Here is a 24,595-nt window from a genome sequence, read left to right as displayed (position 1 = left end):
GCCGTTCGGGTGGACCCGGTCGCCGGACCGTGGAGTTGCGTCGTGTGCGGGCGTTACGACTACCGGGACCAACCGGATGGCCGGTCCGGTGGACTCGGACAGGTTACGGAACCCCGGCCAGGCAGCCCGGCAGAAGGAACGAGAACCGCCAACCGTGATCGAGTACAGCAGCGTCCAACTCGTGGACGTCCCCAGCCGGCAAACCGGCCACCGTGTCATCGTCCCCCCGGTCATCGGCACGCTCGGCAGCGACGCGTACCGCAGTGACTTCGAGAACCTCGCCTCGCTGCCCGAGGGCGCGGTCTTCATGATGGGGGACAACCCGGCGCTGCCCCGGATGCCCGAACGCCCCACGCTCGCGGACTTCTACCGCCTTCGCCTGGACCCGTTCGCGGTCCGGCACATGCTCCACAGCGCGCACCGCGCCCGCGAACTGGGCATGGGCGACACGGTCGTGCTCACCTGCCTGCTCCACGACCTGGGCGTCGGCGGGCTCCTGCGCGCGCACCACGGCCACTGGGGTGCCCAGATGGTCGAGCCGTACGTCGACGCCGAGGTCGCCTGGGCCATCCGCCACCACGAGGTCCTGCGGTTCTTTCCCGACGAAGCCGCAGGCTACGAGTATCCCGAGGCCTACCTGCGATTCTTCGGGCCCGCGTACACGCCCCCGGCCTACCTGCACGACATCTATGCCAAGGCGCGCAGCCACCCCTGGTACCCCACCGCGCGGCTGGTCACCGTGAACGACGTCTACACGTTCGACGGGCCCGCCCCGCGGCTGGACATCGGCGACTTCGAAGACGTCATCGGCCGCCACTTCCACCAACCCGCCGAAGGCCTCGGCTTCGACAACAGCCCCGCCGCCCACATGTGGCGCACACTCATCTGGCCCAACAACTTCCTGTGAGAGCACCGGTTGAACCGCCGAACTCTCCCGGGTGCGCGCGGACGCCGACCGGAACTCCTGGCCACGACCGGGTGCCGACGGCTCTGGTGGGGGCGTTGCCGGAGCCCGGTTGCGTTCGTACTGAAGTTTGCCGGGTTTTTCTCGCTGCACCCCGGTGCTGCCGATGAGTTCGGGGCTCCGGACCGGTCCAAGCTGATGACACCCTAGGAAAGGACGTCGCCATGCCGGAGCTTCTCGTCGACTTCATCACCTCCCTCGACGGCTACGCATCGGGAGAGGGGTGGCCCGGGTTCTGGGGCCTTGAGGGCCCGGAGTACCTCGCATGGCTCGGTGAGCAGCCGCAGGTCACCTACCTGATGGGAGCAACCACCTACCGCCTGATGTCGGGCTTCGCCGCGGGCGAGGTCCCGGATGGCCAAGACGACTTCAGGCCCGAAGAAGAGGCATCCGTGGACGAGCTCACGCAGGCGTCCAAGGTGGTGTTCTCCTCCTCACTCGAGGAGCCGCTGACGTGGGCCAACTCCACGCTCGTCCGCGACGACGCCGTCGAGGCGGTCCGCGCCCTGAAGTCGAATGGCTCGGGGCTCCTCAGCACGATCGGCAGCCTCAGCCTGTCCCGGTCACTGCTGCGCGCCGGACTCGTCGACCGCTTCCGGGTCGTGATGTTCCCGGTGATCACCGGGGCCACGGGCGAGGAACGCATCTACGACGGCTATCCGGACGTCGCCCTCGAGATGATCGACCACCGCACCTTCGACGGGCGCATCCAGCTGGTCGAGTACAAGCCCCGCGTGCTCGACCACCCGCCGCTCGCCGCACCTGCGTGACGCGCCCGCCCGCCCCGGGCGGGAGTGGGGCAGGCTCCTGACCGGCGGACGGCCGACGCAACAGCGTCCGTACCGTCCGGCCGTCCCCAGGTCCTGACGCGTCCGGGTGCGTTCGGCGGCGCCTGACGCACGGATCGTTCCGGCCGTACCCCGCGGGCAGGAGCAACACCGTTGGTTTGCAAGGTGGTTGTCGGAGTCGCCACGCGCGCACGTGGGTTCGGCTACCGGGTTGCGGTGGTCGGGCCTGTGGGTGATGGCGTGTTCATGCGGCGCGGGGCTGGGTGAGGTCGAGTACGGCGGTGACGCGTTTGCCTGCCGCGGCGCGGCGCACGTCGAGTGCGCGGCACAGCGCCACGACGATTTCGAGGCCGTGCTGCCCTGGCCGCAACGGGTCGGTGCCGTGCGGGCGTGGCAGGTATGGGCTGGTGTCCTCGACCGTGACGTGCACTGCTTCTGCGGTGCGCGTCAGGGTCAGGTGGCTGGGGCCGGGGGCGTACTTGCGCGCATTGGTCACCAACTCGCTGACGACCAGCTGCGCCGCCTCCTCGGCGTGGCGGGAGACCGTACCGGGGAAAACCGTCGCGGTACGGGCCAAAAACTCCCGCGTCGCCGCCCGTGCGCGGGCGATCCGGTCGTCGTCGCACGGGTACGTCGCACTCACCGCCACCGGCCGTCTCGCGTGTCCTGCTACGGCCCCTGCCCCTGTGTCTGTGCTAGTTCCTGGACGGGTTCTGCTGCGCATCGTGTCCATGTCCGCGCACCACCCTCGCGTTGTTCCCCGCACCACCGCCTGGTGCCGTCGCCGTACTGCGCCCGCGCTGTGTCCTCCGGTGTCGTACGGGTGCCGGGCGAAGGCTGCCGGTCGCATGGCCTGCCGTGGCGCTCCTTGCTGTGGTCTGTCCTGTTCTGACCTGTCCGTGTCCCGCCCTCTACCCGGCAGCCGGTAGGCGAACACACCGAATTCGCGTGCATGTGCCGTCGACGGCAGGGCAGGAAAGGGATCGACAGCACCAACGGCCCTCCCCGGTGGCGGCCGAAAAGGGTCGCAGCCGGAGCGGCGAGGAAAGGCAGGCACGGCGATGGCGGACACGAACACCGGCACGCAACCCGCGCGGGAGACAGCTGCGGTGGCGGTGCCGTCGCAGACGGCGGCCGTCGTACCCGGGGAGCCACTCGCGGCTGCGGCGTACCGGGGCCGTACCGCCATCGCGGACGGCGTCGTCGCCAAGATCGCCGGTCTCGCGGCCCGGGGCACGCCCGGCGTGTACGCGCTGGGACGCGGGACCGCCCGCGCGCTGGGCGCCGTGCGTGAGCGCATCCCCGGCGCGAAGGCCAACATCGCGCAGGGCGTCAGCGTCGAGGTCGGCGAGAAGCAGTGCGCCGTCGACCTGGCCCTGGTGGTCGACTACGGCGTCGGCATCGCCGAACTCGCCGAGCGCGTACGCCTCAACGTCATCGAGGGCCTTGAGGACATGACCGGCTTGGAGGTCGTCGAGGTCAACATCGCCGTCGACGACATCCACATCGCCGGCGACGACCAGCACGACCGCCGCGTCGAATAGCACCCCGGGCCCGCCCGCCCCACCGGGCCGACTCGTACACACCATTTCCCGTGCGGGGTCGGCGCGGCCGTCGTGGACGGCGCTGGGTCCGTTCCGATGAACCGTGGCGCGGCGGGCGGCTGCCGGGGCACCTCGCAGGTGTTCGCCGCCGCCACCCCGATGCGCGATCCCTGCGGCCGCTGCCACGAGTTCTGCCCCGCAAAGGCCGCCCGACTCGTCACCTTCGGCCCGCGCCGCAACCGCGGGTCCATACAGGGTCCCGGTCGCGGGGGAGGGTGGAGATCAGGGTTCTCGTGGCGGGGAGCGCGCGGCGGGAGCTGGCGGCGGGGCACTACCCTCGGCGAGACGTTCGTTTGTGCCCTTTTAGTCGCCGGTGCTGACTGTGGTGGCAGTGGCAGAGGGGCCCGCGTCGTCGGAGAGTTGCCAGTGCCGGGTCAGGTCGCCGGTCTTGTGGACGGTGATGCCCCCGAAGCGGGGCAGGGTGTCGGCGGGTGCGGCATAGGCGGCGGCCGGGGCGAAGGCGACTGCCGTGATGGCGGCGACGACCGCGAGCGTGCGCTCCTCATGATCGGCTAACGCCCAGGGTGGCGAGAGATGCGCGTCCCTCGGCAATTCGACGCCGCGCCATGGATACACGGGGCGGAGCCGGTCTCCGCTGCGGTGGTCGGGTCGGAGGCGTCATGAGTTCGACGTGTCCGGGTGCTGGCCGGGGCCGGGGCTGGAGGCGGCGGGTGCGAGCGGGGTGGGGGAGAGGTCCGTGGTCTCTTCGCCCGCTTCCAGCAGTGTTTCGGCGGCGCCCACGATGAGGGGGTCGGGCTTGCCGACGACGGCGACGTCCTTGCTGGTGTAGTCGCACCGGGCGAGGAGGCTGCGCATAGCCTCCAGGCGGGCGCGGCGTTTGTCGTTGCTCTTGACCACGGTCCAGGGCGCCTGCTCGGTATCGGTGGCGCGGAACATCTCGACCTTCGCATGGGTGTATTCGTCCCAGCGGTCCAGGGACGCCAGGTCGGTCGGGGAGAGCTTCCACCGCCGGACCGGATCCACCTGGCGGATGGCGAAGCGCGTGCGTTGCTCGGCCCGGGAGACGGAGAACCAGAACTTCACCAGCACGAGGCCGTCCTCGACCAGCATCCGCTCGAACACCGGGCACTGGCGCAGGAACAGTTCGTGCTCCTGCGGCGTGCAGAAGCCCATCACGCGCTCCACGCCGGCGCGGTTGTACCAGGAGCGGTCGAAGAAGACGATCTCGCCGGTGGACGGGAGGTGGTTGACATAGCGCTGGAAGTACCATTGGCCCGCTTCACGCTCGGTGGGCTTGTCCAGAGCCACCACGCGGGCGCCGCGCGGGTTGAGCCGTTCGGTGAACCGCTGGATCGTGCCGCCTTTCCCCGCCGCGTCGCGGCCCTCGCACACCACGACAAGGCGCTGACCGGTGTCCTTGACCCAGCGCTGGAGCTTGAGCAGTTCGATCTGGAGCATCCGCTTGTGGCGTTCGTACTCCGCGCGGCGCACCTTTGACTCGTACGGGTAGTTCTCGCGCCACGTGCGCAGGGGACGCCCGGCCTCGTCCAGGAGCACGGGCTGCTCCGGCCTGCGGTCGTCGACCGTCAGGCCCTCCAGCAGTTCGGGAGCGTCGTCGTTGTTCGTCACACCACCAGCCCTTCGTCGCACCGGCGGCGTACGCCGATCCCGGCCGACGCCGGATCACTGGGCGGTTACCCAGACCGGCGCCGTCGAATCCGTCGCCGACCCCGTCATCGCGGCGAGGGATTGGCGTACGCGCTGCGTTTGGCCGCGAGATAGACGGTGTCCACTCCGGGGGCGCGGTCGTCCCGGAGGCGAATGATGCCGTCGAACCCCAGGTGCCGGAGGAGTTCGAGGTGGCTGTGGTTCGTCGACCAGGTACGCAGCACGACCCACGGGGGCAGGTGTGCCGGAAGGTCGAAGAGTTCGCGGTAGAGGGAGCGTGCGATGCCGTGGCGCCGGTGGCGGCGTCGTATGGCGATGGTGCTCACGTACAGACAGGGGCACAAGTCGGCGTACCGGCTGTCGTGGTGGTCGGTGCGAAAGGACAGGAACCCGGCGGGCCGGCCCTTGTGCCAGGTCATGAAGAGGTCCTGCCGGAGCATTTCCTTCAGGTACCTGTCGGAGACGGGCGTGCCGGGGCTCTGCTCGCGCAACTCGGACTGCGTGGTGCCCGCGCGTGAGGTGAGCGGAGGGACGAAGTCGTCGGCGACTTCCGCGAACATCGTTGCCAGCTCGCTCAGTTCAGTGGCGGGAACGGTCCCCGGCCGGTACCACCGTGTGCTGATGTCGCTCACACCACTCCTTCGTCGGGGTGGCGCACCGGCCGACCCGCTCGGGCAATTGCAGCGGCGCTGCTGGCGCCTGCCCCGCCAACCGGCGGGCACGCCCGGGCAATCGGCCACACAACACCGACCGGGCGGGTCACTGCTCCGCTCAGCCGTTCCAGGTGTGGGAGTCGATGTGGCGGACGGGCACCCTCTCCAGATCGCCGTACACCTGTTCCGAGCCCTCGTCGGGTGCCTGGCCGTCCGCACGGGCGACTTCGATGACCACCAGGTAGTGCCCGGAGGTGATCGTGCCGGCCCACGTGCGGGTCTGCTCGGAGAACCGCACACCGGAGTCCGACGGCGGCTGGATGAACGACACGTACACGTCGTTGCGGCCGGGAGCTAACAGGCGATCCGCCAGTGATCGGGCCGCGGCCTCGTCGGTCAGCGAGACGACGGACACCGATCCGACGTACGACTTGGTGACATCGGTCCACAGCGACCGCACGATCCCGATGCAGTCCGTCCCGAACAGATCGCGCATGCCGACTTCGGCGGCCTGGCAGTCGCGGGAGTCCTGCGCGATGTGCGTGTACGGCCGCCCCTGGATCGTGGTCTCGCCGGTGGCACCGAACCACCTGGCGGGGGTGAAGGGGTCGGTGTCCGATGCCGCAGTGTCCCAGTTGCTGCTTGCGCCCGTCGTCGGCGACCCGCTCCTCCCGGAAGGCGACGTCGCTCCGGACGTCGCCTTCCCCGCCGAAGTCCCCGGTACGCGAGCCCCGTCGGAAGCGCCGATCGGTCGCTGGTCGCGAGCGGCGTCCTCGTCGCCCGTCGTCACCAGCACCGTCACGAGGACCGTCGCCGCGAGCGCCGCGCCGCCGACGGCCAGCCAGGGACGGCGGTTCGACGAGCCGCCGCGTAATCCTCCCGGGAAGGGCCTGCCCGGAGGAGGCGGGACGGACGGCGTGGGCGGATCGTAAACCGGAGGCATACGGAGAACCGTACGGGCGTTCAGGCACCCGACCCGCCGGTCCGGGCGACTTCGGTGCGACTCGGTGGCGGCCCACAGCGATACCCGCCCCTTGCGGCCGCATCCGAAGTAACAGCGGTCCTGGTGACGTCGGTTGCCGGGCGGGGCCAGGCCCGGGGCCGGGACGCGAACTGACAGTTCGACCGACGCGGCGTTATTCGGACGATCCCTTGCCGCCAAGGGCTGCCGCACTGCGCTCGATGGCCACATTGCGTACTCACAGCAGCGGGAGGACCTTGACGGTCCGCAATTGGCGAGGCCGATCGAATCAGGACTGGCCGGCGCGCATCTTCTCGGCCTGCGCGTCCAGCAGGCGTTTCTCGGGCATCTCCGCTTCGCCGGTCTCCGTGTTCAGATTGACGAAGATCGCCAGCATGTCGCCCACCTGGATGATGGCGTAGTCGGTCGGAATGGACCTGGTGCCCACCCGGGTGCCGAGCTCGATGCCGAGCGTCGTGTCCGCCTTGCTGGTCAAGGCGACCTTCTCGGTCGTGAATTGCACCTTGCTGCCGCCCTTGGCAGCGGGGATCGAGGAGCAGGAGGCGAGCGCGGCCGTCGCGTCGTCCACCAGCTTCTTCGCGCCGCCGTTCGCGTACGACGCGAGCAGAATCACCGAGATGTCGTTCGCGTCGTCGTCGACCAGGTACCGGTTGCCGGTGTGGGCGGTGCTCTTGCCCCGCGTGACACCGCCGGACAACGCCTCCAGGACCGGCTGGCAGGTGGCATCGTCCGCCTGTGCCTCTTCGTCGTTGCCGGAGAAAGGGGCCACCTTGACGTTCGCGGGCACATCCTCCTGACCAAGGATGATCTTCTTCAACTGAGCTTCGGTCGGACGCGTTCCCGACGTGGTGCCAGCGGTCGGCGACGGCTTGCCGCTTCCGCCTGCCGAAGGCGTGGCGTCCGGCGACGCGGCTGCGTCGGCGTCGCCGGGTGCCGCCGTCTGCGCCTTCGTGGCGGACGGGCTGCTGTCGGCGTTCTTGTCGTCGTCACCGCTGCACGCCGAGGCGAGCATGAGCAGGGACGTCACGACCGCGACCGGGACAACGGTGCGTCGGAATCTGAGCGGCGTAGCCATGTGGACACCTCGAAGCGCGCGAACACCGAACCACGTGAATGGCCCCGGCGTCATGGGGGGACGGGACGAGTATTCCGTCAGCCCTCATCCGGTCGTCCACCGGCTGCCATCCCCTGCCGGCGTGCTCGTGAAGGTTGTTGCCCTTGTCGCCGTGCGGGCGCCCGACGTATGGCGCCGCGCCGCGGCTTCCGGATCCGCGCCCTCGTCCCTCGTCCGCGCCGACGGGGCCGTCGAGCTTGAGGCCGGGCGGCCGTCGGGGGGCGAGCGCTCAGTTCGTGGGCACGACGCGCACGGAGCTCGCCCTGCACCGGTTCACGCCCACGTCCGTTCGCGCTTGGACGTGTAGGGGGTCAGACTTGCTCCTCGATGCCGATGGCCCTCTTGAGGTCGTCGTGTGCCTGGTGTGTCTTCCCCTCGCGCTGCTCCAGGAGGGCGGCGGCTATCACGTTCAGCTTGAGTTGGATCGCGCGTTCTGCGCGCCGCTCGCTGTTCTTCAGCAAGGCCAAGAGCAGCAGACTGACCACGGTCATCAGGTCCACGACGAAGAGCTTCCAGCTCAGGGACAATCCGATGGCCATGACAGCCACGAAGGAGGCCACCAGCATCAGGCAGAAGGCGAAGAAGGCCGAGGAACTGGCCAGGTTAGAGGCCGATTCGGCGAATCGCGCGAAACGACTCCGCTCGCCGGCGGCTGATTCATCAGCCCATCTCGCCATGACCGCCTCCTGAGAGAAACGGCGGCGGATCGATCAGCCGGGGTGGCCGCCGGTTCCGCCTGCCGCTGTCGCCCGATACCCGAGCAAGCCCCGTTCAATCGATCGGGGTTCACCAGGTCAGGAACGGTGCACACGTTTTCGCCAATGGGCGCTGGACGGCACACTCGCGCGAAATGCTTGCCTGCGGTGCAGGCCGACCGACACGCGAACGCGCAAGGTGTGTGGGTCCGGGTGCAGGCCGCCTGCACGACCAAACTGAGGGGTCCAGCGGAAGTGGGCCCAGACGCCGCCGACGGTCCGGGCCCGGGTACGCGTGGCGGAGCCGGCGGGCGGCGCGGCCTACGCCCGATGCCCGCGCACGCCCCTCTCGTGCCGGCCCTTTCACCTCGCCGACACCGAGCTTCCGCGATGCGACGGAGTCAGGTCACCGATGCCCGCCGCCACCCCCACGCCGCAGGGCGACAACCCGGTGCCGGCGGAGGGGTGATGCGGCGGACAGCGGGGGACGGCAGCCCTGATTATGGCCGCGCCGAACAGGTGGGGACGTGAAAGCGGGTGGTGCGCGGCCGGAATCGGCCGCGCACCACCCGGGGGAGAGCGTGCAGAGAAGGCGGTCAGCTGCAGCAGCCGCCGGAGTTCGCGGGCGCCAGGTCGATCAGGTTCCCGGCAGTGGCGGGCACGGGGACGCCGGAGTCGGTGGCGGGCAGGCAGCAGGCGGAGCCTTCGTCCTTGGCCATCTGGTCGGCGTCGCCCTTGACGACGTACACCTCCCACGGCTCTTGGCCGGGACCGTGGACCCAGACCTTGTCCTGGACGGCGTAGCAACACGAGGTGTCGTTCTCCTCCAGGGTGGCCAGGCCGGCCTCCGCGAGGCGGGTGGTGGCGGCGGTGACCTGGTCGGTGGATTCGACCTCGACGCCGAGGTGGTCCATCACCGTGGGCTCGCCCTCCTTGCCCTGGATGAGGACGAGCTTGAGCGGCGGTTCGGCGACGGCGAAGTTGGCGTAACCGTCGCGGAGCTTGGCCGGCTCGGTGCCGAAAAGCTTGCGGTAAAAGGCGATCGAGGCGTCGAGGTCGGCGACGCGCAGGGCGAGCTGGACGCGGGACATGGTGGGAACCTCCTGGGTCAGGTGCGGAGTCGGTGGGAGTCGCTCGGCGCGGCTGACGGTGCCGGCCGTGTGCCTGCGCGCGATGGGCCTGGAACGCGCCGCGGATCGTGGCGGTGCGGGTGCGGTCGCGTTGGGCGGCGGCGCGGCAGCGGTTGTCGCAGACCTGGCTGGTGGACTCGTCGAAGTTGACGCGTCCGCGGCGGCGGGCGGCGGCCGAGGCGAGGATGCGGCTGACGGCGCTGCTCATGGATCCACCCCTGGAAGTCGGTACGCCCGACGCCCTGTATTGACGTCTGTCGATATCGCTACCTTGCCACCCGTATTGGTACCTGTCAATATTGATGCATGTCGAATCTGAAGGAGTTGCCGGTACTCCAGCCCGACGCGGCCGTCTCCGCGGACAGCGCGGTGGTGCCGTGCTGCGCGCCGCTGTCACGGGAGCCATTGGGAGCGGAGGACGCGGACCGGGTGGCGGCGATGTTCAAGGCGCTGGGCGATCCGGTGCGGCTGCGCTTGTTCTCGCAGATCGCCTCGCACGCGGGCGGGGAGGCGTGCGTGTGCGACATCCAGGATGTGGGCGTCTCGCAGCCGACCGTGAGCCACCATCTGAAGAAGCTGCGCGACGCGGGGCTGGTCACCTCCGAGCGGCGCGGGTCGTGGGTGTACTACCGGGTGGCGCCGAGCGTGGTCGCCGCGCTGGCCGGCGTGCTCGAGGATCCACGCGCGGCGGGCCAGGCGTAGCCGCCGTGCAGGCGCCGCCGGTCCCGAGGATCGTGGGTGGTACGGAAAGAGCGGGCCCGGAAGGATAGTTCGCGAGCCCGCTCTTCGGCTGTTCGTATCGACGCCGCGTGCCGCCGCTAGGCGGTGGCGCGTGCGGTGTGGCGGTTACGCAGCGCGAGGGAGATATACACCAGCCCCACCAGCACCGGGACTTCGATCAGCGGGCCGACGACGCCGGCCAGCGCCTGGCCGCTGGTGACACCGAAGGTGCCGATGGCGATTGCGATGGCGAGCTCGAAGTTGTTGCCGGCCGCGGTGAACGCGAGGGTCGCGGTGCGGTCGTAGGGCAGGCCGAGCCCGCGGCCGATGGCGTAGGAGCCGAACCACATCACCGCGAAGTAGACCAGCAGCGGCACCGCGATCCGCGCGACGTCGCCGGGCTCGGAGGTGATGGTGTCGCCCTGGAGCGCGAAAAGGATGACGACCGTGAAGAGCAGCCCGTACAGTGCGACCGGCCCGATCTGCGGCAGGAACTTCGTCTCGTACCAGTCGCGGCCCTTGGCCTTCTCGCCCTGTCGACGGGTGAGGTAGCCGGCCAGCAGCGGGACGCCGAGGAAGACAACGACGTTAACGGCGATCTTCCAGAAGGAGACGTCCAGATGCTCGCCGTCGCCCAGGCCCAGCCAGCCGGGCAGCAAGTCGAGGTAGAACCAGCCCAGCACACCGAACATGACGACCTGGAACACCGAGTTGAGCGCGACCAGGACAGCGGCGGCCTCGCGGTCGCCGCACGCCAGGTCGTTCCAGATGATGACCATCGCGATGCAGCGGGCCAGGCCGACGATGATCAGGCCGGTGCGGTACTCGGGCAGGTCCGCCAGGAAGATCCAGGCCAGCGCGAACATCACCGCGGGGCCGATGATCCAGTTGATCACCAGGGACGACGCCATGAGTTTGCGGTCGCCGGTGACGGTGCCGAGGTGGTCGTAGCGGACCTTGGCGAGCACCGGGTACATCATCAGCAGTAGGCCGAGCGCGATCGGCAAGGAGATCCCGCCGACCTCGACCCTGCTCAAGGCGTCGTCGAGGCCGGGGACCAGCTTGCCGAGTCCGAGCCCGACGCCCATCGCCACACCGATCCACAGGGGCAGGAACCGGTCGAGCGTCGACAGCTTGCCGGCGATGGCCGCGGCCCCGCCGTCGTCGGCCGCTGCGGCGGGCGCGGTTCCGCGTGGGGGTTCGGTGGTGGTCACGTGCAGGGCCTCTTCCGGTCCGTGGTGGTGGTCTGGGCGGCGGTTTCGGCCATCTGTCCCAGCGAGGCGGCGAGTCCGGCGACGACGTCGGCTTTGAGCCGGTAGTAGAGGAACCGCCCGCACGGCTCGGTGTCGACCAGCCCGGCCTCGCGCAGCACCTTGAGGTGGTTGGACAGGTTGGTCTGTCTGGCGCCGGTCTCCTCCACCAGGTGGCACACACACAGCGCCTCACGGGCCAGCAACTGCGCGATGCGCATGCGCAGCGGGTCCGCCAGCACCTTCAATATATCAGTGTCGACTGACGTCATCATGGGCTGATACGTTACGCGGGTCGGGCTGGGAAGGCGAACCCCTTCCCGGACTCTGGGCCGCCCCCTCGACCGCACCCCTTTGGAGGCCCCGGATGGCGACCGCGTCGCCGGTGCCGCGCGCCGCCGCGGCGGACTTGGTGGTCCCGGCCGCGCTTCTGGCGGGCGGGTACCGGCGGCTTGCGGCGGCCTGGGCGGGAGTGCTCTCCCGGGGACGGTGCGCGCGGTGCTGGACGACTCGCCCTGGACGCCGACCGCGACCCCGACGGTGCGCCCGCACCTGCCGGTGCTGGCGGAGTGCCTCACCGACCAGCGGTTGGGTGCCTCGGCGGCGCGCGCCGCCGAGGCGGGTCCGGGGGGCCGCCGCTACGCGGACTGGCCCGTCGCCGACCCCGACGGCGGACTTGCGGAGACCGTCCGCGCCATCCGCGACGAGATCGACGCCCGCGTCCGCACCCTGCTCGACGAACTGCCCACCGCCTGAACCGTGTACGCACAGCCAGCGCCTCACCCCCGAAAGGACCGCCCCCAATGCCGGAGAAGCCCTCGGTGCTGTTCGTCTGCGTCCACAACGCGGGCCGCTCCCAAATGGCCGCGGGCTTCCTGCGCCACCTCGGCGCGGACCGCGTCGAGGTCCGCTCGGCCGGATCCATCCCCGGGAACCAGGTCAACCGGGTCGCGGTGGAGGCGATGAAGGAGGTCGGCATCGACATCGCCGACCAACAGCCGAAGGTCCTGACCACCGAGGCGGTCCAGGCGTCCGACGTCGTCATCACCATGGGCTGCGGCGACGCGTGCCCGATCTTCCCCGGCAAGCGCTACCTCGACTGGGCCCTCGACGACCCCGCCGGCCAGGGCATCGACGCCGTACGCCCGATCCGCGACGAGATCGAACGCCGCACCCGCGCCCTGCTCGCCGAACTCCTGCCCGACGCGCAGTAGTCGCGCCCCTTCGCAGGTACGGAATGCCCACGGCGCCGGCGCAGGATCCGCGGCTACCGTCGAGCCATGAACGGCCGATTCCGGGGCCGCCCGGGGCGCGCGGCCACTGCGGCCCCCCGCACGCCGAGCTCCACCGGTCCTGCCCGGCTCCGTCAGCCTCCTGCCGACCCAGATCATCTACGACGCCGGCCGCACCCACGTCTTCGACCACCCCGAGCACGACCCGCTGCCCGACATGGCCCTGCACAGCCCGCGGCTCCCCGCCCCCGCCGCCGAACACGACCCCGACCGGGACCCCCGGCACGTCCTGGTCTGCGAAGTCCTAGCGCCCACCTGGCCATCGAGACGCGGTGGGCGAGCGAACACCCCCCCACGCCGAACACCGCAGACCACCTGAATCAGCGGCCGTCGTCCGCACTGCCGACCTCAGTGGCCTTCCCCGACTGCTGTCAATCGACTATCGTCGATTTACGATGAATGAATCTCCGAGCCTTCTCGACGCCGACACCGCCACGACGTACGCCTCGTGGTTCAAGGCGCTTGCCGACCCGACCCGGGTCCGCCTGGTCAACCTGCTTGCGGTCGAGCGCCGTCCGATGAGCGTCGGCGAGATCGTCGAGCGCTCCGAGGTCGGCCAGTCAACGGTGTCGCACCACCTCAAGCTGCTCGCCGAGGTGCGGTTCGTGCTCGCCGAGAAGCGCGGTACGTCCACCTACTACCGCGTGAACGAGAACTGCCTGTCCTGCTTCCCCAGCGCCGCCGACGCCGTCATGGGCCATCCCGCGCCCGATCCGGCGTCCGTCCCCTGCGAGGAACCGACATGAGTGAGAACGACCCAACCGCCGTCAGGGCCGACATCGTCAAGCGTCTCCGCGACCGCTACGCCGACGCCGCCGACCGCGCCGCGTCCGGCCAGACGCTGATCGACCCCTGTGCGACACCGACCTTCGGCGCCGGCCTGTACGACGAATCCGGAGCCATCGAGGAGATCCCCGTCGGCGCCGCGGCGGCGAGCCTCGGCTGCGGCAATCCGCTGACCGTCGCCGACCTCCGCGAAGGCGAGACCGTGCTGGACCTCGGGTCCGGCGGCGGCATCGACGTCCTGCTCTCCGCGAAGCGCGTCGGCCCGACCGGGCGCGCGATCGGACTGGACATGACCGACGAGATGCTGGAGTCGGCCCGCCGCCACGCCGCCGAAGCGGGCGCGGACAACGCCGTGTTCGTCAAGGGGCGCATCGAGGAGATCCCGCTGCCGGACGCCTCGGTGGACGTGGTCGTCTCCAACTGCGTCATCACCTTGTCCACCGACAAGCCCCGGGTGTGCACCGAGATCGCCCGGGTCCTGCGGCCCGGCGGTCGGCTCGGCATCAGCGACCTCGTCGCGGACTCCGACGCCACCCCAACCCTCGACGTCGACCCCACCGGCTGCGGCATCACCGCGATCACCGCCGACGCGTACGACGCCCTGCTCGCCGCAGCCGGATTGGCCGGCATCACCGTCACCCCCACCCACCAGGTCGGCCCCGGTCTGACCGCGGCCGTCGTCCGCGCCCTCCGCCCGGAGGAAGCATGACCGCACCCGCCACGCCGGCGTTCGCCCTGACGGCCATGCGGCCCGAGCACGCCGTGCAGGTGCTCGCGATCTACCAGGCCGGCATCGACACCGGACACGCGACCTTCGAGACCTGCGCGCCCGACTGGGCCGCGTTCAACACATCCAAACTTGCCGATCACCGCCACGTCGCCCTCGACGCGGACGGCACCGTCCTGGGCTGGGCCGCCGCATCCGCCGTCTCCGAGCGGTGCGTGTACACCGGAGTGGTCGAACATTCCGTCTACGTAAGCCCCGACGCCCACACCCGCGGCATCGGCCGCGCCCTCCTCGACGCCCTGGTCACCTCCACCGAGGCCGCCGGCATCTGGACCCTGCAGTCCGGGATCTTCCCCGAGAACACCGCCAGCCTCGCCCTCCACCGAGCCGCAGGGTTCCGGACCGTCGGTGTGCGCGAACGTGTCGGCCGACATAACGACACCTGGCGCGACGTCGTCCTGATCGAACGCCGGAGCCGGGTTCTGTGATCGGGAGCGGCACCTGAAGGTCGCCCTGGGCGTGCATTCGGCGGAGAGCAGGAGCTGAGATACGCCTGACCTGCCTGCGGCCCGCGGCTCCGGTCGTTCCACCATCAGGCGGCCTTCACCCGCCGCAGCTTGGGCGGCGGGGTCGCGGCGGTAGCCGGCCTGTCGAGGGCTACCCGCCAGAGGGAGCCGGATGGACCACGGCAGCTTGGACGAACTCCTGGGCGAGCCGGGGAGTACATCGGCGCGCGCCGCGTACGCCGCCCCCGCCCTGCCGCTGGCGTGCTCGGAGTGGTGGCACGGGACCGCATTGGTCCGCGCCGGCGAGACCGCCGACAACGACCCGATCAGTGTGGCTCACCGCCGCCCCGCGCGGCCCCATCCCTGGCTGCCCGGCACCGGACGCCGACGCCGACCCCCCCCGAATCACCGCCGGGGCGTCACCGCGCGGGATCCCCGTAGGGGTCCAGGTTGCGCGGTCCCGCCGACGGTCGTCGCACGCGCGGCTGCGGTGGCGGCGAACCGCGGGATGTCCTCGTCGGTCCACCTGCGGAACGTCTTCGTGACGTCGAGCGGTAGCGCTGCCGGGGACCATTCATCGGATCGGCTACATGCCCATACCGTGCGCGTCGCGGTCGACCTGCTGCTGACCCCGCTCGCGAATGTGACGTCTTCGGCAGGGTCAGGCGCTTTGCGTTGTTTTTACAATGCTGTAGAAACAACGTACGCGAGGGCTGGACCGTGTCCCTCGCATGCGGCTCCCGCGCTCCGGGACAGACGGAAATGAGAGGTGTCCGGACCTCCGATGGACGATCCTGCGAGTAGTCATGGACCGCCGCTTCCAGGGGAAGTGGTGGACCGATGACCGAATTGATCCTGCTCGCCGTCGCGATCCTGCTGATCGTGGCGTGTGCGGTCTTCGTGGCCGCCGAATTCTCGTTGACCACGGTGGACCGCGGTTCGCTGGAGGAAGCGGCGGCGGCCGGCGAGCGGGGTGCCGCGGGCGCCTTGCTGGCCGTCAAGCGGCTGACCGTCCAGCTCTCCGGCGCGCAGCTCGGCATCACGGTGACCTCGTTGGTCATCGGGATGCTCGCGCAGCCGTCCGTCGCGGCGCTGCTGGCCGGGCCGTTGGACGCGGTGGGCCTTCCGGACGGCGCGGTGGACACCGTCGCGCTGGTCCTGGGGATCGTGCTGTCGACCGTGGCGCTGATGGTCTTCGGTGAACTCGTCCCGAAGAACTGGGCCATCTCGCACCCGCTGCGGGTGGCCAAGGCGGTCGCCGGCCCGCAGCGGGCGTTCACCACGGCGTTCCGGCCGCTGATCACCCACCTGAACCGGACCGCGAACCGCGCGGTGCGCCGCTTCGGCCTCGAACCGGTCGAGGAGCTGGCGTCCGCGCGCAGCCCCCAGGAGCTGGTCGCCCTCGCCCGGCACTCCGTGCGCGCGGGCACGCTGGAGGCGGACACCGCGGACCTGTTCGTCCGCGCGGTCAGCCTGGGTGACCTGACCGCCGAGCAGATCATGACGCCGCGGGTGCGGGTGCACGGCGTACGCGCGGACGCCCCGGTGGGCGGGGTGATCGCCATCGCGCGCGCGACCGGCCACTCGCGCTTCCCGGTCTACCGCGACAGCCTGGACGAGGTCACCGGCTTCGTCGACCTCAAGGCGGCGCTCGCCGTGCCCGAGGGCGAGCGGGACAGCCGTACCGTCGCGGAGGTCGCGGTCGAGCCGGTGCTCGTCCCCGAGACACTTCCGGGCGACGACCTGCTGGACCGGCTCCGCGGCGAGCAGACGATGGCGGTGGTGATCGACGAGTACGGCGGCATGGCCGGCGTCGTGACGTTGGAGGACATCGTCGAGGAAGTGGTCGGCGAGGTCCGTGACGAGCATGATCCGGACGAAGCCCCCGAACTCGTGGCGACCGCCCCGGACGCGACCGGGCACCCCACGTGGGACCTCGACGGCGGCTACCGGGTCGACCAGGTCGAGGAACTGGGCCTGCACGCTCCGGACGGGCCCTACGAGACGCTCGCGGGCCTGGTCGCCGAGCGGTTGTCCCGCATCCCCGAGGTCGGCGACGTCGTGGAACTGGGGGAGTGGACGCTGACGGTGACCGAGGTCGCGCAGCACCGGGCCGCCCGTCTCACCCTGACGGGACCGCGTCCCGACGCTGAAGGTGACGCGGACGGTGCCGCCGACGCGGACGGCGACGACGCGCGGCGCGCCGATGAGGACGGCCGCTGATGACCGTCGTTCAACTCCTCATCGGAGCGCTCACACTCGTCACCAACGCCTTCTTCGTCGGCGCGGAGTTCGCGCTGATCTCGGTGCGCCGCAGTCAGATCGAACCGTTCGCCGCCGACGGCAACCGCCGTGCGCGCCGCGTCATCTGGGGTCTGGAGCACGTCTCCGCCGTCCTGGCCACGGCCCAACTCGGCATCACCGTCTCGTCGCTCGTGCTCGGCGTGGTGGCCGAGCCGGCCATCGCGCATCTGATGGAACCGGTGTTCCACGCCGTACGTCTGCCGGACGGCGCGGTGCACCCCGTGTCGTTCGCGCTGGCGCTGACGCTGGCGACGTACCTGCACATGCTCGTCGGCGAGATGATCCCGAAGAACATCGCGCTGGCGGCCCCCGCACGGACGGCCATGATGCTGGGGCCGGGGCTCGTGGCGATGACCCGCGGTCTCCGTCCGGTGATCTTCACGATCAACAAGCTCGCCAACGGCATCCTGCGGTTGCTGCGCGTCGAGCCCAAGGACGAGGTGAACGCGGCCTTCACCGGCGACGAACTCGGTCGCATGGTCGCCGAGTCGCGCGACACCGGCCTCCTCGACGAGGACGAGAGCGAACTGCTGCGCGACGCCCTCACGTTGGGCGAACGGCCCGTCTCCGAGATCATTCTGCCGCTGCACAAGATGGTGCAGGCGCCGGCGGACGTCACCCCGCGCACGCTGGAGCAACTTGCGGTGCGCAGCGGCTACTCGCGGTTCCCTGTGGTCACCGACGACGGCGTGGTCCTGGGCTACCTGCACGTCAAGGACGCCCTCGACGCCGACGACCGGGACGCGCCGTTCCCCCGCGGGGCGTTGCGCCGGGCGACGACCGTCGCGGCCGAGACGCGCCTCGACGACGTCCTGACCGCGATGCGGCACACCGCGGCGCACCTCGCGGGCGTCACCGGCACCGACGGAAAGCTCATCGGCGTGGTGACGATGGCCGACGTCCTGAAGGAACTGGTGGGCCGACAGCACCGGGTCACCTGACGGGCGCCGCTGTGCCGGCGCTGCCCCGCACGGGCAATGCCTCGGCTGGGCAATGCCTCGGCCAAATCTGGTGCTCGGCCCGCGCTGCGGTATCTACAGTCCGGTAGATTCACCGGCGCGGGCGGGCTCCCTTCGGCGAGTGCGCCCGATGGCACTGACGACTGGCGGAAGGAACGTACGCTGTGGGAGTCACCCTCGCCAAGGGCGGCAATGTGTCGTTGTCCAAGGCCGCGCCCGGACTCTCGTCCGTGGCGGTCGGTCTGGGCTGGGATGTACGCGCGACCTCGGGCGCGGACTTCGACCTCGACGCGAGCGCGCTGCTGCTCGGTGAGAGCGGACGAGTGCTGTCCGACGCGCACTTCGTCTTCTACAACAACCTCACCAGCCCGGACGGTTCGGTCCAGCACACCGGCGACAACCTCACCGGTGAAGGCGACGGGGACGACGAGGTCGTCAACGTCGAGCTGAACGGCGTGCCGGCCGACGTGACCCGGATCGTCTTCCCGGTGTCCATCCACGACGCCGACGTCCGCGGACAGTCTTTCGGCCAGGTACGCAACGCCTACATCCGCGTCGTCAACCGCGGCGACGACGCCGAACTGGCCCGGTACGACCTGACCGAGGACGCGTCGACCGAGACGGCGATGGTGTTCGGCGAGCTGTACCGGCACGGCGGCGAGTGGAAGTTCCGCGCGGTCGGCCAGGGCTACGCGTCCGGACTCGGGGGCATCGCACGGGACTTCGGCGTGAACGTCTGACCGACTCCGACGCGGTCGGGCAGGATTCTCCGACAGCCCCTGCATCTACAGGCCTGTAGTTGCAGGGGCTGCACTTCGTCCCCGTCGGACAGGAGAGTGAAGCCGGCCGAAAGGCGGGCGGTGTGACGCGAGTTCGCGGTCGCCGCGCGAGTGCGCGGCCAACGTGACTTCCCTCCCTATGTGGCGTGTGACGACGCACCCCGGGTAGCGCCTTGAGCGAGCCGAACATCAGGCTCGCCAACTCGAAGGGCATGGGTGCGACATGGGCATCATCGCGTGGATCATTCTCGGTCTCCTGGCCGGCGCCATCGCCAAGTTGCTCCTCCCCGGACGCGACCCGGGCGGCTTCGTCATCACGATCCTGATCGGCATCGCCGGGGCGCTCCTGGGTGGCTGGGCGGCCGCCGAACTCTTCGACCGCCCCTTCGAGAAGGACTTCTTCGACCTGCGCACCTGGGGCGTCTCGATCGCCGGATCCCTCGCCCTGCTGGTCGCGTACCGCATCTTCTTCGGCCACTCCCGCCGCGCCCGCCGCTGACTCGACCGGTGCCGCCGGTCGCCCGGCACGCGGACATGTTCGACGCGATCCGGGCGACCCCGCGCCCGGATCGCGTACCCCACCGCCACGGACGCGGGCGTGCCTTGCCGTCCTGCCGCCGCCTTCCCGAGCCGTCGCGGGTCTTCGTCGTTCGCGCTACGCCCGCCGCTCGACGACCTTGGCGTGCAGGAGCCTCCCGACGAGTTCGATGCGGAGACGGGGGTCGGCGGCGGCGGAGTTCTTGGGGCGAAGTTTGACCTTGGAGTAGGTGAGGGCGAGCCCGTCGGTGTCGAACACGATGTCCCGCGCGCCGGCGAAAAACAGCTTGCCGTGGACCATGTCCACCTCGACGCGCAGGACGTCGGAACTGATCACCGCGTCGCTGAAGTCGAAGGTGACGCGGCACAGTTGCGTGCGGACTTCGATGCGCGGGGGCACCGACCACCGCCCCTCCCTGCGGTACTTGCCGCCGTGTTGCTCGACCACGAGCACGTCCTTGCCCTTGGCGCCGGGCGGCACCGGCAGGTCGGCGGTGAGTTCGGCCAACTCCCCGAGCGTACGGGCGGACAGCGCGCTCTCCAGCCGGGTGTCCAGTTCGTCGGCGTCCAGCCGACCGTCGCCGGCGGCGCGGCGCAGCGCATCCACGACGCGATCGCGGTCCTCGTGCGATGCCCGCGTGCCGGGTGGTTGGTTCGACATGCGGCCACGCTATCGGCCTCGCGTGGTGATCCGGTGCCGGGACCGAGGTCGTCGGCGGCGTACCGGTCGGCGAGCCTTTGAGCAATTTCCGTCTTTTGGAAAAAGGCGTCGGGTTAGTGGTGCGTTCGCTGCGGTTATCGGCGGGTGACGGAGAAAGTGCCGAAGCGATACCGTTGGCGCGCCGGCGGGCTGGGCATCCGAATAACCTCACACATGCCACCCGGGCCGGACAGAGAAAAATACGTCAGATATTCGGGCGGGTTCTGGCTGCGCAGATCCGCCTCGCGCCGTCGCCGGCCAGGGCATTGACATGAGCGGGCATCGACTGCAAACGTGATCGGCGCGCGCCGCGAATATCCGAACAGGGCGCGTTGCGCGAATTTCCAAAAAGCGCAGCTCTTGAAAACGGCAATACATTTCGCTCCCCATCCGCCTGGTTCGGCCGACAAAGGCCGCCCGGGTCACGGTGCTGCCACCGACACGCGGCACCTCACCCCCCAGAAAGGTGGCTCGTGTTCACAGAATTCCGGCGACTGGCCCTGACAAGCGCCGTCGCCGTCACGCTTCTCGCCGTCTTACCGTCCGGCTCGGCCTCGGCGATCATCAACGGTGATCCCGCCACGAAGCCCTCGACCGTGTCACTCCAGAGCGTCAAGGACGGCGTCGCCGACCACGAATGCGGCGGCGCCCTCATCGCTCCCGACTGGGTGCTGACGGCCGCGCACTGTGCGCCCTACGTTCAGGACCAGGCCCGGCTGGGCTCGGTCACCTGGAACGCGGGCGGGGTCGTCGTGCGGGTCGCCCGCGACGCGGACAACAAGCCCGCCGTGTACAAGAACCCGGCCCATGACTCGGTGAACGGCGGCTTCGGGAACGACGCCGCCCTCGTCCGCCTGGAGCGTCCGGTGTGGGGTGCGCCGCTGCTTCCGATCGGCATCCCCGGCCGCTCGGGTGCGGTCGGCAATGTCGCGGGATGGGGGCGGACCTGCGACCGGGACTTCGACGACCCCGCGTGCAACGACTCCAATCCCGTGCGCTTGTGGCAGCTCCCGATGAAGCGCGTGGCCGACGAGACCTGCAACCTGATCCGGCCCCGGGACGGCGTCCAACTCATGGACCCCGCCACCATGAACTGCGTCGTGGTGGCCGACGGTCGGCAGGGCGGTGTCTGCTTCGGCGACTCCGGTTCGCCGTACACCGAAAAGGTGCGGACGCGGTTCGGCGAGGTCACGGTTGTCACCGGCATCGTGAACGGGATCATGAACGGCACGTTCCTGCAGCCGGACATCTGCTCCAGGAAACCCCCGAACGAGATCAACCGCGACGCGGTGACGGACGTCGGCTCGCAGCTGGAATGGCTGTTCGACGTGCTCCTCACGCACGGACCAGAGGCGGCGCAAGGCGTCCGGGACCGTCTGGTGACGACGACGGGCTGACGGTGGGCCACCCGGGGGCGCCGACGGCCGGCGCCCCCGGTGAGGGCGTCACCAGTGACCAATCACCAGTCACCAATCACCAGTCACCAGTTCACCAATCGGCGTCGGTGAACTGGTCGAGCAGCGCGTCGCCGAGGTCCGCCGTCGGGGCGTCGCCGGCGCCGGGGAGGGGGAGTTCGGCCCAGATGACCTTGCCACGGGCGGTGTAGCGGGTGCCCCAGCGGGCGGCGAACCTGGCGACGAGGAACAGTCCTCGGCCTCCCTCGTCGGTGGTGGCCGCGCGTCGCAGGTGCGGTGCGGTGCTGCCGGCGTCGGACACCTCGCACGTGAGGGCGCGTTCATGGATGAGGCGGACCCGGATCGGGGGAGTGCCGTAGCGGATCGCGTTGGTGACCAGCTCGCTGAGGATCAGCTCGGCGGTGAAGTCGATCGCGCCCAGGCCCCAGGTGTCCAACTGCCGGGCGCACGCGGCGCGTACGGCGCCGACCGCCTCCGGGTCGGACGGCACGTCCCACACCGCGACCCGTGCGTCGTCCAGCACGTGGGTACGGGCCACCAGCAGCGCGACGTCGTCGCTCGGCCGTTCGACACCGAGCGCGGCGATCACCGCGTCACATGTCTGCTCCGGCGTCGCGGCCGGGCCCGCGGTGACCAGCGCGTCGCGCAGCAGGTCCAGCCCGGCGTCCCCGTCCCCGTCCTCGTGTCGGTCGCGGCGCTCCACCAGGCCGTCGGTGAACAGCACCAGCCGCGACCCCTCGGCCAGGTCGAACTCGGCGGTCTCGATGGGCAGTCCCTCGTTCAGCCCGAGCGGAAGCGACGCCGGCACCTGCGGGAAGTCCACGGCACCCGCGGCGTCCACGACCGCCGGCCCCGGGTGGCCGGCCCGGGCCGCGACCACCCGCCCGGCGACGGGGTCGTAGATCGCGTACAAGCACGTCGCCCCGGTCATCCGCCCCACCGACGCATCCGGACCGGCGAGGCCTTCGGGACCGTCCGCGCCTCCGGGGCCGATCGCGTTGTCCTCGGGACGGTCCTGGTCGATCCCGGCGACGAGTTCGTCCAGGTGCCCGACCACCTCGTCCGGGGACAGGTCCAACGCGGAGAAGTTGCGTACCGCGGTCCGCAGTCGGCCCATCGTCGCCGCGGCGTGCAGGCCGTGCCCGACCACATCGCCGACCACCAGCGCCACCCGCGCGCCTGGCAGCACGATCACGTCGTACCAGTCGCCCCCCACGCCTGCCCCCACGACCGTCTCCGCCTCGGCCGCGTACGCCGCGGTGTCGGCTGGGGCGCCCGGAGCGGTGGCGGCGCGGGCGGGCAGGTAGCGGTACGCGGCGTCGACCGCGTCCTGTTCGGGGAGCGCGTGGGGGAGCAGGCTGCGTTGCAGGGTGACCGCGGTGGCGTGCTCGCGGGTGTACCGGCGGGCGTTGTCGACGGCGACGGCGGCTCGCGCGGCGACTTCCTCCGCGAAGGACACATCGTCGGTATCGAACGCCGCCGACCCCGCCCCGCGCCAGAACGTCGCCAGGCCCAGCACCAGGCCGCGGGCCTTGAGCGGCACCGTGACCAGCGAGTGCACCCCGGCCTCGATCAGCCGCGCGGCACGGTCGGGGGCCTGCGCCTGCCACGCCAGGTCGGCCGCCAGGTCCGCCCGCAGCACCCCGCGCCCGTCGCGCAGCGCCTCGGCCATCGGCGTCGCCTCCGCGAACTCGATCTCCTCGCCGATCGGATACAGCGTCGGAACACCGCCGCCCCACTCCGCCCAATGCGACGTCACCCGCCGCATCCGCCCGGAAGACCCTGGAGCCGCCTCGGAAGCGTCGTGCGTCTCCGGGGCGGTGACGGGCGAGGGAGTGGGCGAAGGGACGGGCGAGGGGGTGGGTTCGCCGCCGTCGAGCATGGCGTCCAGGAGGTCGACGGTGACGATGTCCGCGAACCGCGGTACGCACAGGTCCGCCAGCTCCTGCGCGGTGCGCGCCACGTCCAGCGTGGTGCCGACCCGTACCCCCGCTTCGTACAGCAAGCTCAGCCGCTCGCGCACGGCCTGGGCCTGCCCGGCCAGCTGCCGCAGCTCGGTGGTGTCGCGCAGTGTCACCACGCTGCCGGCCGACCCGTATGGCGCGGTGGGCCGCTGGTTGACCGCAAGCAGCCGGTCTCCGACGATGTGCACCTCGTCGGAGGCGTCCCGCCCGGACACCAGCAGGTCCGCCAGACCCGGCGGCAAAGCCAGGGACGCCGAACCGCGCCGCTCGACCACGTCGGGCAGGTCCAGCAGGCGCCGGGCTTCGTCGTTGGCCAGGACCACGCGCCGCTCGGCGTCCAGGATCAGCACGCCCTCGCGGGCCGCGTGCAGGACCGCGTCGTGGTGTTCGTACATACGGGTGATCTCGCTCGGCCCGAGCCCCCGGGTCTGCCGCCGAAGCCGTCGGCTCACCAGGGCCGCCGCGCCCGCCGACAGCGCCAGTGCGCCCGCCGCGCCGAGCACCAGCCAGGGGATCAGCCGCCCTACGGTGTCGTTGACGCGGTCCACGGTGATCGCGGCCACCACGAGGGCCAGCGGCTCGCCCGCGCGCCCGTACACCGGCACCACGGTGACGAACGCGTCGCCCTGGTTCGTGGAGTACTTCGTGGTCAGGGACTGCCCGGCGGCCAGGAACGGCCCCAGGTTGCCCTGGTAGCGGCTCCCGATCTGCGCCGTGTCCGGGCCGGTCAGGAACACCCCGGCCGGGTCGAGCACGGTGATCGCGTCCACTCCGCCGGTCTCCTGCGCGACCTGCGCGGCCGGTTCGAGGACGGCGGCGGGGTCGGGGCCGGTCAGCACGTCCACCAGCCCGGGGGAGTGGGCGAAGGTTTCCGCGGCGGTCTGCGAGCGGTGCCGCGCGTCGCGTTCGCTGTCGCGGCGCGCCTGCACCAGCAGCACTGCCACCGCCGCGGCGACAAGCAGCACCACGACCACGACCTGGAGCACGAACATCTGCCCTGCCAGACTGCGCGGGCCGTGGACGCGCGACCGGATCAAGCGGACAAAACGCCCCATCATTTCTTCTTTCTAGCACCGTTCCCGCGGGTCGACCCGTCC

The 24,595-nt window shown here is 70.7% G+C and carries 27 protein-coding genes; 15 read left to right on the top strand and 12 right to left on the bottom strand.

The annotated features are described in order from the left end of the window. Positions 1-154: 154 nt before the first annotated feature. Together ACWD12_RS04725 and ACWD12_RS04720 are read left to right on the top strand one after the other, a co-directional pair. Positions 155-907 carry a hypothetical protein gene (locus ACWD12_RS04725; protein WP_450098323.1) on the top strand — a complete coding sequence of 251 codons (753 nt, stop codon included), beginning with the start codon at positions 155-157 and terminating at the stop codon, positions 905-907. A 221-nt stretch (positions 908-1,128) separates the two neighbouring features. After that, the gene (locus ACWD12_RS04720; RefSeq protein WP_450098322.1) at positions 1,129-1,734 is read left to right on the top strand and encodes a dihydrofolate reductase family protein; all 606 of its coding nucleotides are present in this window, start codon (positions 1,129-1,131) and stop codon (positions 1,732-1,734) included. A 262-nt stretch (positions 1,735-1,996) separates the two neighbouring features. Here the strand turns inward: ACWD12_RS04720 and ACWD12_RS04715 are convergent, their stop codons facing one another. Further along, a complete protein-coding gene (locus tag ACWD12_RS04715; RefSeq protein ID WP_450098321.1) occupies positions 1,997-2,395 on the bottom strand; it encodes an ATP-binding protein in 399 nt (132 codons plus the stop codon). A gap of 418 nt (positions 2,396-2,813) precedes the next feature. On the opposite strand from ACWD12_RS04715, the gene ACWD12_RS04710 reads away from it, so the two are divergent. Then, complete coding sequence (locus ACWD12_RS04710; protein ID WP_450098320.1) at positions 2,814-3,296, top strand: Asp23/Gls24 family envelope stress response protein; 483 nt, start codon at positions 2,814-2,816, stop codon at positions 3,294-3,296. Between the two features lie 363 nt (positions 3,297-3,659). Here the strand turns inward: ACWD12_RS04710 and ACWD12_RS04705 are convergent, their stop codons facing one another. From ACWD12_RS04705 to ACWD12_RS04675, 7 genes are all read right to left on the bottom strand, one after another. Then, positions 3,660-3,932 carry a hypothetical protein gene (locus ACWD12_RS04705; RefSeq protein ID WP_450098319.1) on the bottom strand — a complete coding sequence of 91 codons (273 nt, stop codon included), beginning with the start codon at positions 3,930-3,932 and terminating at the stop codon, positions 3,660-3,662. A 42-nt stretch (positions 3,933-3,974) separates the two neighbouring features. Continuing rightward, positions 3,975-4,946: a polyphosphate kinase 2 gene (gene ppk2, locus ACWD12_RS04700; protein WP_450098318.1), complete on the bottom strand. Its 972-nt coding sequence runs from the start codon at positions 4,944-4,946 to the stop codon at positions 3,975-3,977. Between the two features lie 104 nt (positions 4,947-5,050). Next, a complete protein-coding gene (locus ACWD12_RS04695) occupies positions 5,051-5,617 on the bottom strand; it encodes a GNAT family N-acetyltransferase (RefSeq protein WP_450098317.1) in 567 nt (188 codons plus the stop codon). A gap of 139 nt (positions 5,618-5,756) precedes the next feature. Then, positions 5,757-6,581, bottom strand: coding sequence for a hypothetical protein (locus ACWD12_RS04690; protein ID WP_450098316.1), 825 nt, complete (start codon positions 6,579-6,581; stop codon positions 5,757-5,759). A 307-nt stretch (positions 6,582-6,888) separates the two neighbouring features. Next, entirely contained in the window at positions 6,889-7,695 is an 807-nt protein-coding gene (locus ACWD12_RS04685) for a hypothetical protein (protein ID WP_450098315.1), read from the bottom strand. Positions 7,696-8,045: 350 nt separating this feature from the next. Continuing rightward, complete coding sequence (locus tag ACWD12_RS04680; RefSeq protein WP_450098314.1) at positions 8,046-8,411, bottom strand: low affinity iron permease family protein; 366 nt, start codon at positions 8,409-8,411, stop codon at positions 8,046-8,048. A 614-nt stretch (positions 8,412-9,025) separates the two neighbouring features. After that, positions 9,026-9,520, bottom strand: coding sequence for an ArsI/CadI family heavy metal resistance metalloenzyme (locus tag ACWD12_RS04675; RefSeq protein WP_450098313.1), 495 nt, complete (start codon positions 9,518-9,520; stop codon positions 9,026-9,028). 113 nt (positions 9,521-9,633) lie between these two features. On the opposite strand from ACWD12_RS04675, the gene ACWD12_RS04670 reads away from it, so the two are divergent. Together ACWD12_RS04670 and ACWD12_RS04665 are read left to right on the top strand one after the other, a co-directional pair. Then, entirely contained in the window at positions 9,634-9,810 is a 177-nt protein-coding gene (locus ACWD12_RS04670) for a hypothetical protein (RefSeq protein ID WP_450098312.1), read from the top strand. Between the two features lie 55 nt (positions 9,811-9,865). Continuing rightward, a complete protein-coding gene (locus tag ACWD12_RS04665; RefSeq protein WP_450098311.1) occupies positions 9,866-10,261 on the top strand; it encodes an ArsR/SmtB family transcription factor in 396 nt (131 codons plus the stop codon). Between the two features lie 116 nt (positions 10,262-10,377). Here the strand turns inward: ACWD12_RS04665 and arsB are convergent, their stop codons facing one another. After that, positions 10,378-11,499, bottom strand: a complete 1,122-nt coding sequence (gene arsB / locus ACWD12_RS04660; RefSeq protein WP_450098742.1) for an ACR3 family arsenite efflux transporter — start codon at positions 11,497-11,499, stop codon at positions 10,378-10,380. Continuing rightward, positions 11,490-11,804 (bottom strand): ArsR/SmtB family transcription factor, encoded by a 315-nt coding sequence (locus tag ACWD12_RS04655; protein WP_450098310.1) that lies wholly within the window; start codon positions 11,802-11,804, stop codon positions 11,490-11,492. The genes arsB and ACWD12_RS04655 overlap by 10 nt, the downstream gene beginning before the upstream one ends. Before the next feature lie 223 nt (positions 11,805-12,027). Here ACWD12_RS04655 and ACWD12_RS04650 point away from each other — a divergent pair, with 223 nt between their 5' ends. From ACWD12_RS04650 to ACWD12_RS04610, 9 genes are all read left to right on the top strand, one after another. After that, positions 12,028-12,285 (top strand): hypothetical protein, encoded by a 258-nt coding sequence (locus tag ACWD12_RS04650; RefSeq protein ID WP_450098309.1) that lies wholly within the window; start codon positions 12,028-12,030, stop codon positions 12,283-12,285. Positions 12,286-12,332: 47 nt separating this feature from the next. Continuing rightward, complete coding sequence (locus ACWD12_RS04645; RefSeq protein ID WP_450098308.1) at positions 12,333-12,743, top strand: arsenate reductase ArsC; 411 nt, start codon at positions 12,333-12,335, stop codon at positions 12,741-12,743. A 473-nt stretch (positions 12,744-13,216) separates the two neighbouring features. Beyond that, positions 13,217-13,567, top strand: a complete 351-nt coding sequence (locus ACWD12_RS04640; RefSeq protein ID WP_450098307.1) for an ArsR/SmtB family transcription factor — start codon at positions 13,217-13,219, stop codon at positions 13,565-13,567. Beyond that, positions 13,564-14,316 carry a methyltransferase domain-containing protein gene (locus ACWD12_RS04635; protein ID WP_450098306.1) on the top strand — a complete coding sequence of 251 codons (753 nt, stop codon included), beginning with the start codon at positions 13,564-13,566 and terminating at the stop codon, positions 14,314-14,316. Before ACWD12_RS04640 ends, ACWD12_RS04635 begins: the two co-directional genes overlap by 4 nt. Next, positions 14,313-14,822, top strand: coding sequence for an N-acetyltransferase family protein (locus tag ACWD12_RS04630; RefSeq protein ID WP_450098305.1), 510 nt, complete (start codon positions 14,313-14,315; stop codon positions 14,820-14,822). The genes ACWD12_RS04635 and ACWD12_RS04630 overlap by 4 nt, the downstream gene beginning before the upstream one ends. An 858-nt stretch (positions 14,823-15,680) precedes the next feature. After that, complete coding sequence (locus ACWD12_RS04625) at positions 15,681-17,063, top strand: hemolysin family protein (protein WP_450098304.1); 1,383 nt, start codon at positions 15,681-15,683, stop codon at positions 17,061-17,063. Then, entirely contained in the window at positions 17,063-18,085 is a 1,023-nt protein-coding gene (locus ACWD12_RS04620) for a hemolysin family protein (RefSeq protein WP_450098303.1), read from the top strand. Before ACWD12_RS04625 ends, ACWD12_RS04620 begins: the two co-directional genes overlap by 1 nt. 182 nt (positions 18,086-18,267) lie before the next feature. Then, positions 18,268-18,843: a TerD family protein gene (locus tag ACWD12_RS04615; RefSeq protein ID WP_358352665.1), complete on the top strand. Its 576-nt coding sequence runs from the start codon at positions 18,268-18,270 to the stop codon at positions 18,841-18,843. Positions 18,844-19,105: 262 nt separating this feature from the next. Continuing rightward, positions 19,106-19,381, top strand: coding sequence for a GlsB/YeaQ/YmgE family stress response membrane protein (locus ACWD12_RS04610; RefSeq protein ID WP_358352663.1), 276 nt, complete (start codon positions 19,106-19,108; stop codon positions 19,379-19,381). 156 nt (positions 19,382-19,537) lie between these two features. Here ACWD12_RS04610 and ACWD12_RS04605 read toward each other — a convergent pair whose 3' ends face one another. Then, complete coding sequence (locus ACWD12_RS04605) at positions 19,538-20,080, bottom strand: DUF1707 SHOCT-like domain-containing protein (RefSeq protein WP_358352661.1); 543 nt, start codon at positions 20,078-20,080, stop codon at positions 19,538-19,540. A gap of 512 nt (positions 20,081-20,592) precedes the next feature. On the opposite strand from ACWD12_RS04605, the gene ACWD12_RS04600 reads away from it, so the two are divergent. After that, positions 20,593-21,516 (top strand): S1 family peptidase, encoded by a 924-nt coding sequence (locus ACWD12_RS04600; protein WP_450098302.1) that lies wholly within the window; start codon positions 20,593-20,595, stop codon positions 21,514-21,516. A gap of 91 nt (positions 21,517-21,607) precedes the next feature. Here the strand turns inward: ACWD12_RS04600 and ACWD12_RS04595 are convergent, their stop codons facing one another. Then, positions 21,608-24,553: a SpoIIE family protein phosphatase gene (locus tag ACWD12_RS04595; protein ID WP_450098301.1), complete on the bottom strand. Its 2,946-nt coding sequence runs from the start codon at positions 24,551-24,553 to the stop codon at positions 21,608-21,610. Positions 24,554-24,595: the final 42 nt, after the last annotated feature.

The sequence above is a fragment of the Streptodolium elevatio genome (genome assembly GCF_053592165.1).
Note: the sequence above shows the minus strand (reverse complement) of the source record. Positions and strands in the feature narration are given on the sequence as shown.